19 protein-coding genes are annotated in these 15,988 nt (G+C 51.7%); 16 read left to right on the forward strand and 3 right to left on the reverse strand.

The window, feature by feature from the left end:
• Positions 1 to 273: 273 nt before the first annotated feature.
• The 3 genes from IE308_RS36320 to IE308_RS36330 form a co-directional block, all read right to left on the reverse strand.
• Positions 274 to 1,281: a hypothetical protein gene (locus IE308_RS36320; RefSeq protein WP_190221154.1), complete on the reverse strand. Its 1,008-nt coding sequence runs from the start codon at positions 1,279 to 1,281 to the stop codon at positions 274 to 276.
• 609 nt (positions 1,282 to 1,890) lie between these two features.
• On the reverse strand, positions 1,891 to 2,163 hold the full coding sequence (locus IE308_RS36325) for a hypothetical protein (protein ID WP_190221155.1): 273 nt from the start codon (positions 2,161 to 2,163) through the stop codon (positions 1,891 to 1,893).
• Between the two features lie 59 nt (positions 2,164 to 2,222).
• The gene (locus tag IE308_RS36330; protein WP_190221156.1) at positions 2,223 to 2,531 is read right to left on the reverse strand and encodes a hypothetical protein; all 309 of its coding nucleotides are present in this window, start codon (positions 2,529 to 2,531) and stop codon (positions 2,223 to 2,225) included.
• A gap of 398 nt (positions 2,532 to 2,929) precedes the next feature.
• On the opposite strand from IE308_RS36330, the gene IE308_RS36335 reads away from it, so the two are divergent.
• The 16 genes from IE308_RS36335 to IE308_RS36405 all read left to right on the forward strand — a co-directional run bounded on the left by IE308_RS36335 (position 2,930) and on the right by IE308_RS36405 (position 15,910).
• Complete coding sequence (locus IE308_RS36335; protein WP_190221157.1) at positions 2,930 to 3,430, forward strand: helix-turn-helix domain-containing protein; 501 nt, start codon at positions 2,930 to 2,932, stop codon at positions 3,428 to 3,430.
• A gap of 163 nt (positions 3,431 to 3,593) precedes the next feature.
• Positions 3,594 to 3,884: a hypothetical protein gene (locus IE308_RS36340; protein WP_190221158.1), complete on the forward strand. Its 291-nt coding sequence runs from the start codon at positions 3,594 to 3,596 to the stop codon at positions 3,882 to 3,884.
• The gene (locus IE308_RS36345; protein WP_190221159.1) at positions 3,877 to 4,608 is read left to right on the forward strand and encodes a hypothetical protein; all 732 of its coding nucleotides are present in this window, start codon (positions 3,877 to 3,879) and stop codon (positions 4,606 to 4,608) included. The genes IE308_RS36340 and IE308_RS36345 overlap by 8 nt, the downstream gene beginning before the upstream one ends.
• Complete coding sequence (locus IE308_RS36350; protein ID WP_190221160.1) at positions 4,608 to 5,036, forward strand: hypothetical protein; 429 nt, start codon at positions 4,608 to 4,610, stop codon at positions 5,034 to 5,036. The genes IE308_RS36345 and IE308_RS36350 overlap by 1 nt, the downstream gene beginning before the upstream one ends.
• Before the next feature lie 11 nt (positions 5,037 to 5,047).
• The gene (locus IE308_RS36355; protein WP_190221161.1) at positions 5,048 to 5,869 is read left to right on the forward strand and encodes a peptidoglycan recognition protein family protein; all 822 of its coding nucleotides are present in this window, start codon (positions 5,048 to 5,050) and stop codon (positions 5,867 to 5,869) included.
• Positions 5,870 to 5,874: 5 nt separating this feature from the next.
• Positions 5,875 to 6,519 (forward strand): hypothetical protein, encoded by a 645-nt coding sequence (locus IE308_RS36360; RefSeq protein WP_190221162.1) that lies wholly within the window; start codon positions 5,875 to 5,877, stop codon positions 6,517 to 6,519.
• Positions 6,519 to 7,127, forward strand: a complete 609-nt coding sequence (locus tag IE308_RS36365) for a hypothetical protein (RefSeq protein WP_190221163.1) — start codon at positions 6,519 to 6,521, stop codon at positions 7,125 to 7,127. The genes IE308_RS36360 and IE308_RS36365 overlap by 1 nt, the downstream gene beginning before the upstream one ends.
• A complete protein-coding gene (locus IE308_RS36370) occupies positions 7,128 to 7,805 on the forward strand; it encodes a hypothetical protein (RefSeq protein ID WP_190221164.1) in 678 nt (225 codons plus the stop codon). It abuts the gene before it with no gap.
• A 180-nt stretch (positions 7,806 to 7,985) separates the two neighbouring features.
• Positions 7,986 to 9,515, forward strand: a complete 1,530-nt coding sequence (locus IE308_RS36375) for a terminase large subunit domain-containing protein (protein ID WP_190221165.1) — start codon at positions 7,986 to 7,988, stop codon at positions 9,513 to 9,515.
• 89 nt (positions 9,516 to 9,604) lie between these two features.
• Positions 9,605 to 10,042 carry a hypothetical protein gene (locus tag IE308_RS36380; RefSeq protein WP_190221166.1) on the forward strand — a complete coding sequence of 146 codons (438 nt, stop codon included), beginning with the start codon at positions 9,605 to 9,607 and terminating at the stop codon, positions 10,040 to 10,042.
• A gap of 456 nt (positions 10,043 to 10,498) precedes the next feature.
• Positions 10,499 to 10,912, forward strand: coding sequence for a hypothetical protein (locus IE308_RS36385; protein ID WP_190221167.1), 414 nt, complete (start codon positions 10,499 to 10,501; stop codon positions 10,910 to 10,912).
• Between the two features lie 16 nt (positions 10,913 to 10,928).
• Positions 10,929 to 13,136: a portal protein gene (locus tag IE308_RS36390; protein ID WP_190221168.1), complete on the forward strand. Its 2,208-nt coding sequence runs from the start codon at positions 10,929 to 10,931 to the stop codon at positions 13,134 to 13,136.
• Positions 13,129 to 13,386, forward strand: coding sequence for a hypothetical protein (locus tag IE308_RS36395; protein ID WP_190221169.1), 258 nt, complete (start codon positions 13,129 to 13,131; stop codon positions 13,384 to 13,386). The genes IE308_RS36390 and IE308_RS36395 overlap by 8 nt, the downstream gene beginning before the upstream one ends.
• Before the next feature lie 157 nt (positions 13,387 to 13,543).
• On the forward strand, positions 13,544 to 13,795 hold the full coding sequence (locus IE308_RS37590; RefSeq protein ID WP_444545361.1) for an Acb2/Tad1 domain-containing protein: 252 nt from the start codon (positions 13,544 to 13,546) through the stop codon (positions 13,793 to 13,795).
• Positions 13,796 to 13,925: 130 nt separating this feature from the next.
• Positions 13,926 to 14,708, forward strand: a complete 783-nt coding sequence (locus tag IE308_RS36400; protein ID WP_190221170.1) for a hypothetical protein — start codon at positions 13,926 to 13,928, stop codon at positions 14,706 to 14,708.
• An 11-nt stretch (positions 14,709 to 14,719) separates the two neighbouring features.
• Positions 14,720 to 15,910 (forward strand): phage major capsid protein, encoded by a 1,191-nt coding sequence (locus tag IE308_RS36405; RefSeq protein WP_190221171.1) that lies wholly within the window; start codon positions 14,720 to 14,722, stop codon positions 15,908 to 15,910.
• Positions 15,911 to 15,988: the final 78 nt, after the last annotated feature.

Here is a 15,988-nt window from a genome sequence, read left to right on the forward strand (position 1 = left end):
AAAAAAAAGCCCACTCAATTGAGTGGGCTAGGGTCATACATTGGAACAAGTGCATGGGCCGCAATCAAAGCAGCCATCATCGTGGCAGCAAGATTTCTCTTCCGGCTTTCGTTCTCCACATCGCAAGCAATACGTCCCGCACTTTTCGGGAGTGAAGTATTCAGTGTACCTGTGCTCACAGTTTTCAGCGTCCATCGTTTCTACCTCCTACCCAAAAAAGCCCCACTCATTTGAGTAGGGCTTTCCTGGTTTTGCTTCCCGGTTTTGCTGGCCTTACTTCTTGGCAGCCTCCGCCTTCTTCTGAGCCTCAGTCCGCGTGTCAATCTTTGCGGCGGGCTTAGTCACGACCGGGGCAGCCTCAGCATTTGCCGGGGCGTCATTCTTCTTTTCCTCAGCAGGCTTTTCGGCCGGAGCGTTGTTCGTGTTGTTCGTCTCAGGCTGCGGACCGTAAACCGTGAACTTCAGGACCCGGGTCTCGGTCTTGTCATCCGAAACCTTGACCGCCTTCTCGAAATCGAAATCGGTCCTGGCCGGAATCTCGGTCGACTTGACCGAACGGAATTCCTTACCGAGCGCCTTGAAGAACGCCGCCTCGATTTCGTCACCGGTGATTCGGTTCTCAGGGTAAGTCGTCGCCCCGATTTCCTCACTCACCTTGTTCGCGGCGAATCGGAAGTTCACCTTGCCCTCGTCATTGGCAACCTTGTTGCCGTTGAAGTCGAAGCCAGTGATTCGAGTGGAGTACGACTTTTCACCAGTCGCACCCTTTCGACCACGAGTGTTCTTCAGCGAATCCGCCTGCGGAAGAAGCGAAGCCACACCGCCCTCAATTGCCATGCCCTTAACTTCGAGCATGGAATCGATGATGGTGACCAGAGCCAGAGCCTGCTTTCGCGCAGTGTCGATTGCGTCAGCACTCTGATTCACCAGAGCGCGCATGCTCTTGGTCTCGTCCTCAGAAAGCTGAGCCGGAACGTGAGCCTTCGCCTTTTCGCGCAGCTCTGCAATAAGCCGCTCGTATTCAGCCGAGACTGCGTCGAACTTGTCCGCCAGCGGGGCGATTTCCTCGTCCCCGTTCGCCTGCGCAGACTTCCACAGCGAGTCCAGGTATTCCGTGTTGTTCGGGTCATTCGCCTTAGACGCATTGACCTGAGCGATACGCTTGTTGTTTTCGACGATAAGCTTGAATGCGTTATCCCACGCACTCTGAATCGGAGCCAGCGCCTCCTTCGGCAGACCAGACGCCTTAAGAGCTTCCTCAAACGAGGTGATCGCAGCCATGATGTGAGTCCCTTCGATCGGGGGGTTGCTTCCCACTGAGATTCTAGCATAGGTGGGGGCAAGAATGGCCACGGTGTCTCACTCTAGGAGTGGACTTTTCCGCCCCGGTTTGCCCGGTTCAGATCCGTGACCAAACTTGCGCCCAACTAAGCGAGTGCTTAGCTGAGACTTGTCAAGCGTATATGCGTACAAACGTTGGATCACCAAAAGGTGACGAACATTTGCAACCGGGCGCGGAATGAAAAGCTCAGTCAGTGCAATTCAAAAGGCGCGCGCCTCGGATTTTGGGCTATCGCTATTCAGTTCACAAAGAACGGGCAGCGTTCGTCTATCTATCGCCCACAAGGCGACGAGTGAGACCCGAAATGGCCATGGGACTCTAACCCACTGCACCAATTCAGAGCTGCAAGGCAAAACAAAGTCATAGCAGCCAAGTCGGGAGTAAAACCCGTAAGGAGAAACGTACGTCGATCAGTACGATTCTGCGTCCTCTCTTGGCGACAAGGAAGACACTACAGGCCGGGCGACTAGCTGCAAAAATTCCACTCGCATTTCCAGTCGCGGCCCTGAAAAAACCCCCGGCGAACCGGGGGCTTCTTCAATTGGAGATCAGACAGTCTCTACGAAACCGCCATCCTCGGGGACTTCCTTTGCGATCTCGGTCACCTGAATGATTTGGTTGCCGAGGCGCACGATGATCTGAATCTTTCGCGCGTCCATCGATTGAATGGCGAATCGGAAGTAGCCCAGCGCCTGAATGGCGTAGTCGAATGCGTCCGTCGCGATCGTGCTGTCGTAATCCGCGAGGACGATCATTTCGCCATTCTCACGGACGACGTTCACGTCGACGCTGAAGCCAGTAGAGAAGGGGATGGTCACCATTTGCTGACACCTTTCTGATTGGGGCGCAGCGGCCACAGCCACGCCCCGATTGATTTGAACTAGCCCTTCGAAACAAACTTGAAGGACTTTTCGCCAGCGCGACGAATCATGGGCGCACCATTCTTCGCCTGCTTGAATTCGAGCGACTCAAAGAGCCGAGTGAATTCGTCGCTGTACTCGGCATACGCCTCAGCGTGAAACAGATGCCACTCCAACTCTTCTTCCTGCTTCGCACGCACATTGGTCAGAGACCAAGGATTGGTGCGCTCACGGAATTCCTTGAAGGAGTGGACGATCGTACCGCCGACGACCAGGAAAGAAATCAGGGCAATCAGTGCGATAGCCATTCCCGCAATTCGCTTGCCCATTTCTTTCTCCATTTCCTGATTCGTTGCGCTGACAAGACACATTCAACAGGGTGCATTTGATGTTGTCCAAAAATCCACTCGCGTTTCCTTCTTCTGGTCCCCAGCAATGGACATACCAAAAAACCAGTGTCAACCAATCCCGAGTCTCACCAAATCCCACATCACATAAAATGGCTCCGGCTCGGCAACAAACAAACCGAGAAAGAAGGCAGCAAACAAAGAAAGCAACTTCGCGAACACGTCGAACTTCCAGTCGTGTCAGGCATCGCCACGGCGACGAAAATTTTCAAAACTTTATTGGCGTTGTCAACCAACGAGGTAAGACTTAAAATGGTACTAATGTTCGGGCGTTTTTAAAAGGGAGGCCTTTGGTTAACGCAAGTTTCACTGGCGATGTTGTGAATCCAATCACCGACGGACGATTGAGCAAGGGGCTTTCAATGCCAGCCCTTGCAAAGCGACTCGGACTTTCAAGGCAGTATCTTTCGAGGGCCGAACAGGGAACATACAGCAGTCTGAACCCTGCACTTCAAAAGTGGGTTGCCAACGCACTTTCAATTGAACCTGCTGCGGTTCACCGACGGTACGTGCAATTTCAGAAGGCATCGCGCAGGGCGACGGTCGAACGAATTGAACCGACGCGATTGAACCGACGGATGAGTCGCGAACCTGGACACATAATTTTTGAGCGCTGGCGGAGCGGATACTGGTCGAGCCCGACACAATTTGCTGTTGGGCTTTGTGTTCACCCCGACATGGTGCAGCGATACGAAGAAGGCATTCAAAAGCAAATGCCTAAGCAGGTTTTTGATGCGCTCTACGAAAACGATTTGATCGACAAAAGTTGGACGGAAATTCTCCCAGAGGGCGAGGCCGCAGACGCCTCTCTAACGGCCTAGGAGCGCTCGCCCTTCCATAAGTACCTAAGAGGGGGTCAGACGCGCGAGAGGGGCATCTAGAGGCCAGGAAGAGGCATCCAGGGGCGTGATCATGGATTTCCGGCCCCTAACCGGCCCCTTAGTGACAACGGTTTTCATCTAGACCCCGGAGGGGGCAATTTCAGTGAGAGCAATTTGGAAGTCCATCAAAAACAATCCAGTGATTGTTGTTGCGGTGCTCACAATTAGCGCTCAGGTTGTTCAGCACGCGGTAGATTCAAACACTTGGGACGCTAAGACGCTTTCAATTTACGCGTTCCAGCTTGCCATGGCGTATGTTGCTCGTGAACTTGTTGTGCCGGTTCAAAAGCACGAAGCGACGAAAGAGCTTGTTAGCAAGGCAATTGTGAGGCTGGAAGAAGACCGCAAGAAGCGCCTGAGGGGAATCGATCGGGGGCCGAAGAACATTGACTGAAAGCCTTTCTGACACAGAACTCGACCTCATCTTTTTCATCGAGCGTTTTCATTCATCGACCGGCTCATCGCCGACGGTTGCTCAAATCTTGCAGCGCTGGACCGGCATAGATGAAAAATGGCTGCTGGGATTTGCGGCCAACCCACTAGTTCAAAAGTCTTTCAGGGCGAGGGGAATTGTTTACCCTCCCATGCAAGACAAACTCACGGATGAACAGCAGCATGCCATTGCTGCAATGTTGGACCCGTACGATCGCAGGAGCGACGAAAAGAAGCTGCGCGACATTGGCATTACGACGCGCCAATGGTCCACATGGCTTCTGGACGATCAGTTTGCTTCCTACGTGCGAGACCGTAGCGAAGTTATGCTGAGGAACAGTGTTTTCGAAGCCCATAAGGGTGTTCTCAAGGGCGCGCGAAATGGTAACGTCGCATCCGTGAAGGCGTTGTACGAAATTACTGGACGCTACCGACCAAACGAAGAGCAGCAGATCGATATTCGACGAGTCCTTCACACTTTCATCGAGATAATTCAGAAGTACGTGAAGGATCCTGTCACTCTGCACAACATGGCCATCGAACTTTCGAACGTAGCGACTGCGGAAAGTTTCAGCACAGGGCTGACGAATCAAATGATGAGCAACGCAAATGATTTCCGCACGCGGACGATTAGTGGCGAACTTCAAAGCGTTCCAGTTCCACCCGGATTGGGAAGTGATGAATAATGGCTGAAGGAACTGGGCGTGAATTGACGCCAGTGAAATTTGGCATCAAGCCTGGCGAACAATTGGACCCCTCTCCGACGACAAAGCCTGACAAGTTCGGGCAGGTTTACAACGCAGAAAAAGACGCCGCCTCGGGAAATGTTCCATCTGCCGCTGAAAGCAACAGGTCACATTCTCAGAGCGACGTAGATAGTGGGCCCCGAAGCCAGCATCACACTTTGGGAACTGGACGAAATCAGGCTAGCCCTGGAAACCACATTCATGATGGCGTTTCATCACCAAAGCTTGGTCCGCTGCAAATGGATGCCTCTGGTAATCTGACGGTTCCTGCGCTAGTTTTGACGGGAGCTAAGGGTGGAAACGTTGCTTTGACCAATCTCATCAACATGCTCAAGAACTTCATTAATTTCACCGACAACACGACGTGAGGATTTAAAACGTGAGCAAGGCAATGAGCGCGAACAGAATGATAGAACTCCTGAAGGAGTGGGGAATCCCCTTCCAGGAGCACAAGTTTGGACAGATTTCGTGGCGTGACCACAATCGCAACCAGAAGGGCGCATGGGGCGTCGAAATGCACGGCTCCATGATTCACCACACCGGGTCCAACAATCAGGACTCAATGATTCAGACCCTGTGGAATGGCTACGCCGGACTTCCTGGTCCACTTTGCCACGGTGGAATTGACACTCACGGTGTTGTTCACCTTGTTGGCTGGGGGCGTGCAAATCACGCTGGACTTGGCAGTCATACGGTTCTGAATCACGTTATCAATGAAGACTATGGCGCCGTAACTTTGAAGCCCGGTCCGGCCGACACGGACGGCAATGCTCATTTTTACGGCTGGGAAGTAATGTATGACGGTCAGGTTGGAATGACCGACGCACAGTACAAGTCCACCATTCGCCTCCAGGCTGCAATTTGCACGGAGCACGGTTGGAAGGATAAGAGTGTAATTGCGCACGGTGAATGGCAGCAGGGAAAGTGGGACCCTGGCTATCGTGGCAAGCTAATGCCCATGCAGGAAGCTCGCGGCCACATTTGGCAGGCAATTCAGGAAGGGCCGAAGCCGAAGCTCCCTACTCGCCCAAAGCCTGCCCCTTCCGGAACCGGTACGGTCACCGTTGGAAATAGTGACACACTTTGGGGACTAGCGGAAAAGTACCTCGGCAGCGGAGACCGTTGGATTGAATTCGTCGAGGCCAATCCGAGCCTTGTTGTTCTGAAGCCTGGCGTAAAGCTCACTATTCCAAAGAAGTAGGGTGAGTGGGAAGTTACACAAACGTCTTCAAACTTTACAAGCCCGCGCCAACTGAATTCGTCGACGTTGAAACCCAGCTCAATCGCAACTGGGAAATCATCGACAAGAATCTGAAGCGGCTGCTGGAGTACGAATACGTTCCGCCGGATCAAAAGATTCCTGACCTGATTGACGTTCCGTACGGACGCTATTACAAGCCTTACTCAAATAGCGTGCCAAGTTATTACAGATCAGGAACTTCTTTTGTTCAGGATCCATGGGCGTTCGTTTCCACATGGACGCCCGTAGCGGTTAATTCTCCTTACAGTCAACATCCTGACCATCCAGTGATGTGGAGAATCATTCGCCGAGCCTCAAGCCCTACCACTGCTAAAATTGAGTGGACGGGTGCCTTTTGGCTCGGCGGATCAAATCTCCCCCTCAACACAAATGTAACGAACATCATCACTCTGCCCAGTCTGACCATTCCAACGACAGGAAAGTATTTCACCATGCATGCTGGCAATGCTGCGCCCTACAGCATTGCTCGTGTGGGTTTCTTTTCAGTCGACGTTCAGTATAAAAGGTATGGCGGCAATCCGACCGCAGGCTCGGACGAAAACAGAATTGACCTCTACGGGATCGAATACAATGTTGAGGTGACGGGATAATGGCTTTCCTCAATCTCAACAAAATTACCGGCGATCCAAATGTCGATGAAGTCAACCAGATCAATCTCAACTGGGACGAAATCGACAACAAGGTCGGGCCGTACATTGTTGGTGGCTTCCTGCCAAACGTTGAAACTGGACAGGAATACCCTTCCGGTGGACGGTACAATGTTTGGAACGGATCCGCCGGGCGGACGCCTGACGATACAATTCAAACTGGCTGGGGAGCATGGGTAAATCTTCCAGTCGTATCGCCACGGGCTATCCGTCCAGGCTTCCAGCCAAAATGGCGTAACAATAGCTACCTGAGGAAAATTGAATGTGCAGGTGGCTACCAATTTGACTCTGCGGCAAACCCGTGGACGCTTGGCAGCTACTTTGCCATGAACTTTTCTACGACCGGTTCACCTGGCATTTCATTTGCACCCGTTGGCGGAATTCACGTACAGCCAATTGCAGCAGCGCTATCGGCAGGGACTACGGTAGTTGCTTCCGCCATGGCGAAAGTTGACGTCTCCACCGACTTCGTCAGAATCTCAGTCCAGTATATGGGTGGACCGGGCGGCGGTAACTTCATCATGCTAGACCAATTGAGTTGGTGGTACTAAATGCCTGAACCGCCTACGTCGAATTACGGACTCGCAAAACCTGAACCGACGGATTCAATGTCAGCAGTCGATACTTGGTTCAATCCGAACTGGGATAAAATTGTCGACATTCCCGCTCCCCCGTCCGGCACAACTTTGCCATCCTCAGGAAGCTACAACATTGGTGACCGCTTCTATAAGAGCGACACCCAATCTATTTATCTCCTCGTGGTAAAAGATGCTAACTGGGGTTGGCATTGGCGCCCCATTCATGACGGCATTTCACCATGGAAAGTTGTACCGACGACTTGCCTCAATGATGGCACGTGGTCACTCAATCCAACCGGCTCAAACCCTTTCGCCATCGCCTATGACAACAAGGGTAAAGTTTTCTGGCGTGGCGTAATCGGACCAACTTCGGGAAACTTTGCACGAAACACTTCACTGCCCGTGCTCAAACCACTCCCGCAAGGTTTGCTACCTCGACAGAAAGCTGTTTTCATGCTGGGGCATGAACCTATATCCGTCGGGACGGACGGCACGAACACAAACTCTTACCAGGGTGCGCGCATTTACATCCCAGAGAACACAACTGAAAATCCCACTGTGCGCGGATTTGGTGGAACCGCAGACTTTAATCGAATTTACCTGGGTGGAATTCAATACGCTGCCGGAACCGGCAAATATACGGATCCGTGAGAAAAGTTTGAACTCGACCGATTGACGCGGGGCGTAGCAATGTAGGCTGGGGCTGCCGGACAGGTTTCTGGAGCGACGTAGGAGCGGAGGGGCCTGGCCGGTAGTGCCTGCCGTATTGCGGAGCTAGGGACCCGCGTCAAATGGGCGAGTTTAAAGTTTTCGAACTTTAAAAAGGAGGATATGCCGCCTCGAAAGAAGATTACTTCTATCCAGGATGCATTTCGAGATCTAGGTGAAAATCTTGCGCGTGTTGCTGATTTCCCAGATATCAATTCCTACGTACCTCATTCCAAGCAAAGAAAGTTTCATCGAAGCAGTAAACGAATCCGTCTCTACATTGGTGGAAACCGTAGTGGGAAGACTACGGGAGGAATCGTTGAAGACATTTGGTGGCTCACCAGGAGTCATCCATTCCAGCGAATTCCAGACCGACCAATTGCGGGACGAATCATCTCGGTTGACTTTCTCAATGGAATTGAGAAAATCATCAAGCCTCAACTCAAGCAATGGCTTCCACCTTCTCAGCTCAGAGGAGGCGCTTGGACAACTGCTTACGAAGCGTCTACGCGAACACTATATTTGGAAAACGGTTCCTTCGTTGAACTCATGTCCTACGATCAGGACCTCGATAAATTTGCCGGAACCTCACGAGATTTCGTGCATTTTGACGAAGAGCCGCCCGAAACAATTTACACTGAAAATATGGCGCGCCTCATTGACCGAAAGGGTCACCTCTGGATCACAATGACGCCCGTCGAGGGCATGACGTGGATTTACGACACCATTTACGAAAAAGGTGTTCTTGGCGACCCAAACATTGATATCACTGAAGTTGACATGGCCGAGAATCCTCACCTCGACAAAACTGAGGTTGAGGAGTTTCTGAATTCACTTTCTGAGGACGAGCGAAATGCTCGTGGCTCCGGAAAGTTTGTTCAGATGGGTGGTTTGGTCTACAAGGCCTTCAATCCAAAGATTCACGTCATTGACGAAATTGATCCGCTAGAGTTTCGCGGCCCCCAGTTCAAGCATTACATGTCACTTGATCATGGTTTCAATAACCCGACAGCGGTTCATTGGCACGCGGTCAATCCTGACAATGAAGTCATCACTTTTGACGAACATTATGAAGCGGGACGAATCATTGAGTATCATGCGGCTGTCATTCACCAGAAAAACAAAGAGCATGGGAGGCTACCAGACGTCAATATCTGTGACCCTGCCCTTGCGCAAAAGCAGGCGGTCACGGGAACGAGTATTCAAACGGAATACGCGATTCGGGGAATTGGTTTTGTTCTGGGCAATAACGACGTCCTAACCGGTGTCGCGAAAGTCAATCAGTACCTCGCATTGCGGGAAGACGGAACACCGTCCTGGCGCATAACGCGCAACTGCGCTAACCTGATTCGTGAAATCAGCAGGCTCCGATGGAAAACTTGGGCATCGAAGAAACAACAGAGTCAAAACAATCCGTACGATCAAATCCACAAGAAGGATGACCACGCTTGCGACGAATGTCGCTACTTCTTCAGTTTTATGCCCGAGCTGAAGCAATCGGTCAAACTTCCAGAACGAACTGCGTTGCCACAAATTGGAGGCACGTCGGCTAAACTCCCGGGATTGGGTGATTGGAATACAGATCCTAATTTGAACCCGAGATTTAGCCAACCGAAAACAGATTGGCGGATTGTTCTCAATGATGACATGTAGTTTCATCTGTCCGAGATGTGCGCGAAACGATCACGACAATTGTCACGGTCACACGCATTGTGATTGTGCTCACCGAAAGGCGGTAGAAAGTGACTGACCTCGATCCCGCAATTTGGGACAACCCCACTCTTGGTGCTGCTGCTCACAATGAGCGTCTCGACCGGCTCGAACTTCAGCAGCATGAGGATCGTGCGGCGCGACTTGAGGATCGTGAACCTCGGGAAGTTGTCGTAGACAATACTTACCCGGGTTGGACTCCTGAAGTTCAGGAGCGTACGGGAACTGTTCCCTCGAATTATCGCACGGTACACTACGCGGATGAAAACCAGAATGACGTCCCAGTTGATTCCGCCCCGTCCGAGGAAACTGCGGCCGGTCTCGCGGACGTTAATGATTCAGAAGGAACGGAGGTTTCTGACGGCGACGTGGAAGAGAATACTTCCGAAATGTCTACCGCCGAGGAACCCTATGTTGAGTCGGATGGAACTGATTCATCTGAGGAAGGTAATTCCACGCAGTGGACGTAAATAACCCCGAAATCTTGGTCAGGGGAATGTATGGTGACCCCGATCGACCAATGATTACGGAAGACAATGACGTTGATGCCCCATTCGCTGTCTCGGCGGGTGGGGCAATCCCACAGGATCTTCAGAATCTAATTCAGCAGGCAAGCGTCGATCCCGAGCCTGAGGAAACTGAATCTCCGACAGGCCCTATCGACGTCCAGAAGTTCGCTGAGGAGAATCCTAATTCTCGCTACCGGCTGACAAATGTCGCTATCCTCAATCCTGGCGTCTGCATTGTTTGCAAGGGCGCCGGTGGGGATGGGCGACAGTTTGTAGAGTGGGGCGAAACTCAGGATTGGTATGGCGTAATTTACCTCTGCACTTTTTGCATTGGCGAAATCGCTGATCTTCTTGGTTACGGCCTGAAGTCTGATTGGGTTCTCGCAGAGCGGAATCTTCAGGAAGAAATTTCACGGGGTGACGATCGTTGGATCGAAGCTAGGGAGCAACTTCGTGCCGCCCGCCTACTTCTCAGCAACTGTCATTGCGGTAGTTCTGATCCTGACAGCAGCAATGCTTCTTCTGTTCCAATGGATGAGTCGGATCCTGAAGGAACAGACTCAGAATCTAATGACAGTGACGAATCTGGTAGCGTCGAAGGATTTGCAGACGTTTCAGAATCTTCAGTGGACGACAACTCAGAGTTTGACGAATCAGTCACCAAACCAAAGCGACGCCGATCCAATTCCAGTGCTGGACGATCAGCAGATGGCCTTTCGTCTAGCGAATAAGTATCGGGAGCAAGGGATGGATCCGTCTCTTGCCTTTGCGCAGACGGATGATGAATTCCTTTCTGAATTTGGCGGTCCGGACGCTTTCCGTACCCACTGACCTAAAAAGGAGGTGAATGGCAGCAACATCTTCCGTCGTCCCCGGAGGAAACACTGAGCCTTATTCTCAGGAGCAGATTTCAGAGCTGGCGAGTCGCTCCAAGAATAAGGATTTCGAAAACCGAGTAATCGCGTGGACGAAATCCGCTCACCTCCGATGCAGGTCAATTCGACAGCAGCTTGAACGTCAGTGGTATTTGAACCTTGCATTCTACGCAGGGAAGCAAAATGTCACATTGGTACCTGTCCAGAATTCTAACGGTTCTGGTTCTAGCGTTCGTCTTTATATCCCTCCCGCTCCCTACTATCGTGCTCGGCCTGTTATTAACCGTATCCGCCCTATCATTCGTACAGAGATTTCTCGACTGACGGCACAGAAGCCTAGCGCAACAGTTGTGCCGTCTACGAATGAAGACAAGGATTTGGCTGCCGCTCAGGCTGGTGAGCAGATTTGGGATTCGGTCTACCGAAGCCAGAAGATTGGTTCAAAGTTCCGCCAGACAATCCTCTGGACGCTTTGCACCGGTACTGGCTTCATGAAGACCTATTGGGATCCTAACAAGAAGTCAAAGCAGTGGCAGCCAAATGCAATTCTTGGTCCCAAAACTCCGCCTGACGGTGATTTCTGCTACGAAAATGTGACCCCCTTCCATATTTTCGTGCCGGATCTCATGCAGGAAGACATTGAGGATCAGCCTTACGTCATTCAGATTCAGACGCGCAGTCCTGAATGGATTAGGCTGAACTACAAAATGAATGTCGCGCCCAACACTGTTGAGGCAAACGACATTCTCAATGACAGCTTCCTCAATCTAGTTGGCGCCAGCGATTACAAGAACGATTCCGTTCTCTGCTACGAAGTTTGGGTTAAGCCAGGAAATGTTGAGTTCATGCCGAATGGTGGCATGTTCACAATAGTTGGCGACAAGCTGGTCCAGTTCGTTGAGGGTAATCCTTACATTCACCAGCAGTACCCATTCACTAGGGTGCCTCACATTCCCACTGGACGATTTTACGCTGACAGTGTCATTACCGACCTAGTGACAATTCAGCGTGAGTACAATCGTACGCGCGGGCAGATCACTGAGAACAAGAATCGAATGGGGCATGAGCGACTTCTTGCCGCCAAGGGTTCAATCACAGCCAGTAAAATTACCACCGAACCGGGTCAGGTAATTGAATACAACTTGGGCTATCCTGAGCCATCTGCGCTCCCGATGCAAAATCTTCCTGCTTATGTTTTGCAGGAGCTGGATCGTCTTCTTATGGATTTCGAAGACATTTCAGGTCAGCATCAAGTTTCAAAGGGTCAAGTTCCTTCTGGCGTTACTGCCGCGACAGCAATTAACTTCCTGCAAGAGCAGGATGAATCAATGCTGTCCACAACTTATGCTGGCGTTGAAGAAGCGTTTGAAAAGATTGGCTATCAGACGCTTTGTTACGTCAAGCAGTATTGGGATCTGCCTCGCCAGGTAAAGGTGACTGGCAAGGATGGAACTTTCAATGTCATAAGTTTCAGCGGTTCAGATCTGCGAGACAACACAGATTTGCGCGTTGAGGCTGGAAGTGCGCTCCCCACTTCAAAGGCTGCCAAGCAGGCTTTCATAATGGACCTAATGACTCAGGGCTTTGTTCCCCCAGAAAAGGGCCTTGAGCTTATGGACATGGGCGGCGTACAAAGACTCTATGATGAAGTTCGTGTGGACTATGCGCAGGCTACTCGCGAAAATATGCGGATGGCGTCCGTAACACAGGAACAGATTTCGCAGTACGCTCAAACATTTGTCGCCAAGGATCCGCTCACTGGAATGCCTGATCCGACTCAACCTTTGGTCGATCCGAATACGGGTCAGCCTTTGGTGGACCAGGCTGGGAATCCGACAGAGCCTCCACTCATTGTGCCAGTCAATTCTTACGACGCGCACCAGGCTCACATTTCCGTCCACAACACCTATCGCAAGTCTCAGGAATTTGAACAGCTGCCTCAGGAAATCAAGGCGCTTTTTGAGCAGCACGTCAATCAGCATATGATGGCGCTCGGACAAATTCCTGGGCAGCCAGCTCCTCAAGAGGGTCAGAATGCGGTAACATCAGGTGGCATGGAAAGCGGTCAGGTTCCTGAAGAAATGCTTCAGGCAATTGCTGCTGGCGGACAAATGGATCCGTCTCAGCAGCAGCAACCTGGAAGAGGAATGTCTCCGGAGGGAGGTATGCCAAATGGCTAACACAATGACTCGTCCGCCGAATGTTGGTTTTGTGAACAGTCTCAAGGCTGTTGCAGACCAGGGTGGAAGCGGCTCGAATCTTTCGAACGCGAGCAATTACGTTTCCATCACTGCCCTGCGTTCTCGGCTCCAGGCCATTAATGCCGCGTACTACACGAATACGCTGCTTGACCAGATGACGGTCAACGACATGGTTTACGCCGTGCGTCTGGCAGACGACAAGACGACCGTTTCGAATTACCAGCCGTAGGAGTCTGAAATGATTACTCCTCCCAAGGGAGAAGACAAGAAGCTTCCGCCTTTCATGCAGGGCCGAAAGGCTCCGAATGAGGATGTACGAAAGGCAAAGTCTGACGCGGCGCGTCGTCGTATTCAGATGATTGCCCAGAAGAAGACGGGCAAGTAATATGCACCAGTCGCATGAACGAGTCACGAATGATTTTGCGTATCACCCTGCGACTGGAATGATGGCGGAGCTTCACGATTCCGTGAGACAGAACTTTGCTTCCCTTGCTCACTGGGTTGTGGAGAATGCGCCAAGAGGATACGCTCGGGAGCAAGCAATTATTCGTCTGCGGGAGGCAATGATGTGGACGAATGCAGCAATTGCTTGCGATAGTAATTCGAATGAAGTTGTGCCACAGTCACCGACGCAGTAATCTGTAAACGGGTCTAGGGCCCTACAAGCTCTCCCGCCCACTGAAGGGACTATAAGTCTCGTCTTGGCAACCACAAAATGTGGATTCGGTGGGCGGGGGCTTTAGGGTACGGGCCGGAAAAGGGGAAAAGATGGGCACGCCAATTGAAGGCGGAGAGGTACAGGGAACTGAGCCGACGGGTGAAAGTTCTCCAGGGCTGAATCCGGCATGGGGCGAGGCTCTGAGTGCAATTCCGGAACAGTTTCATGGGTATTTGACTCCACATTTTGAAAAGTGGGACCAGTCCGCCCAGCAGAGAATTGAAAGCGTCAATCAGCAGCTTTCGCAGTTTGAGCCTTTCAAGCCTCTGGTGGAAAATGGGATTGGCTACCAGGATGTGGAGCAGGGGCTTCAGTTGATGTACCAAATCAACACGAATCCTCAGGCTGTTTACAATGCACTCCGCGAAGCTTACGGTTTCGATCCAGTGAATGAACCCGAAGCTTCAGAAGAGGAAGAGGAAGAAAATCCTCAGACTTTTCAAGACCCGCGCGTTGACCAGCTTCAAGGCTATTTGGATGTGGTCGCTCAGACAATTGTTCAGCAGCAGGAAAGGGAAGCCGCAGCAAAGGCTGACGCTGAACTTGAGGCTGAACTAAATGCTCTGAGCAAAAAGTATCCAAACTTTGACGAACGCTACGTGCTTTCACTGGTTGCCAATGGGGCAACGATGGAAGAAGCCGCTGAAGCGTACAGTGCTCTGGTCGACAATGTCCTCCAGCAGAATCCCCGCCCATTTGCCCCCCAGGTTATGGGAACTTCTGGTGGTGGAACGGGTCTCCCTTCTCAGGCAATTGACCCTCGGCAGCTAACCGGCAAGGACACTCGTAATTTGGTTGTCCAAATGCTCAATGCCGCTAACCGCGAAAGCTAAATTGGAGGCCCGTGGGGGCAACTCTCACTACAGCTTCAAACATCCTTAAGGAAATCTACGAGCCGAAGATGCAGGATCAGCTTCAGAATGAGCTGGTCACTTCTAAGCGGCTTGAATCTACTTCTGAAGGCGTCACTTCTGAAGTCGGCGGAAAGTACGTTGTCTTTCCGATTCACGTTCGGCGTAACCACGGAATTGGTGCCCGACTTGAAATGGAACAGCTCCCGACTGCTCAGAATCAGGGCTATGCATCTGCCCGGGTTGGTCTCGCTTACCTTTATGGCGCGGTGCGTCTTTCCGGTCAGACCATGGAACTGGCAAAGACGAATGCTCAGGCTTTCGCTTCGGTTCTGGACCAGGAAATGGATGGCCTCCGAACCGACGTCGCAAAGGATATGAACCGCCAGGTATTTGGTACCTCGGTTGGCGCTCTTGGAACTGCGACCGGCGCTTACACGAACACGACAATTCCCATGACTAATACGCAGTACATGGAAGTTGGAATGTTCGTCGACGTCTACGATTCTACTGGCGTCACTCAGCGCGCGACTGGCCGAAATGTTACCGCCGTCAACCCTGGTGTTTCAATTGTACTTGATGGTGCTAACATTGCTGCTGGTGCTTCCGGCGATATTGTTGTCCGACAGGGAAACCTGAACCGTGAGACGATTGGTCTCCAGCAGATTGTTTCTGACGTCGGCACTCTTTACAACATTGACCCGACGGTCGAGACAAAGTGGAAGTCCACGGTCAACGCAAATGGCGGCACGAACCGTGCACTTTCTGAGTCTCTGATGATTAAGATGGTCGACGACATTCGTACTCAGGGTGGAAAGACCACGCTGATTACTACCACTCTTGGTGTTCGTCGATCCTACTTTAACCTTCTTGTTCAGCAGCGGCAGTATTCCAACACCACCGAATTTGAAGGTGGTTTCCGAGGTCTGAAGTTCACCACTGACAATGGTGACATTCCCCTGATCTCGGATATTGACTGCCAGCCCAACCGGATGTACTTCCTGAACGAAAAGGCTCTGAAGTATTACCGCGAGAACGATTGGTCGTTCATGGACCGTGACGGTTCAAAGTGGCAGCGCGTGATTGGTTTCGACGCCTATGATGCGACGCTTTACACTTACCGTCAGCTTGGTTGCCACCGTCGTAATTCGCAGGGTCTGGTGCGCGACGTGATCGAAGGCTAAACTAGCTTTCGCGTCCGGTGGTGGGGCGGACTATGGGTGTAGATCCCCATAGTCCGCCCCTTTAATTTTATCTGGAGG

Source organism: Streptomyces griseosporeus, assembly GCF_014656055.1.
Lineage (GTDB): Bacteria > Actinomycetota > Actinomycetes > Streptomycetales > Streptomycetaceae > Streptomyces > Streptomyces griseosporeus.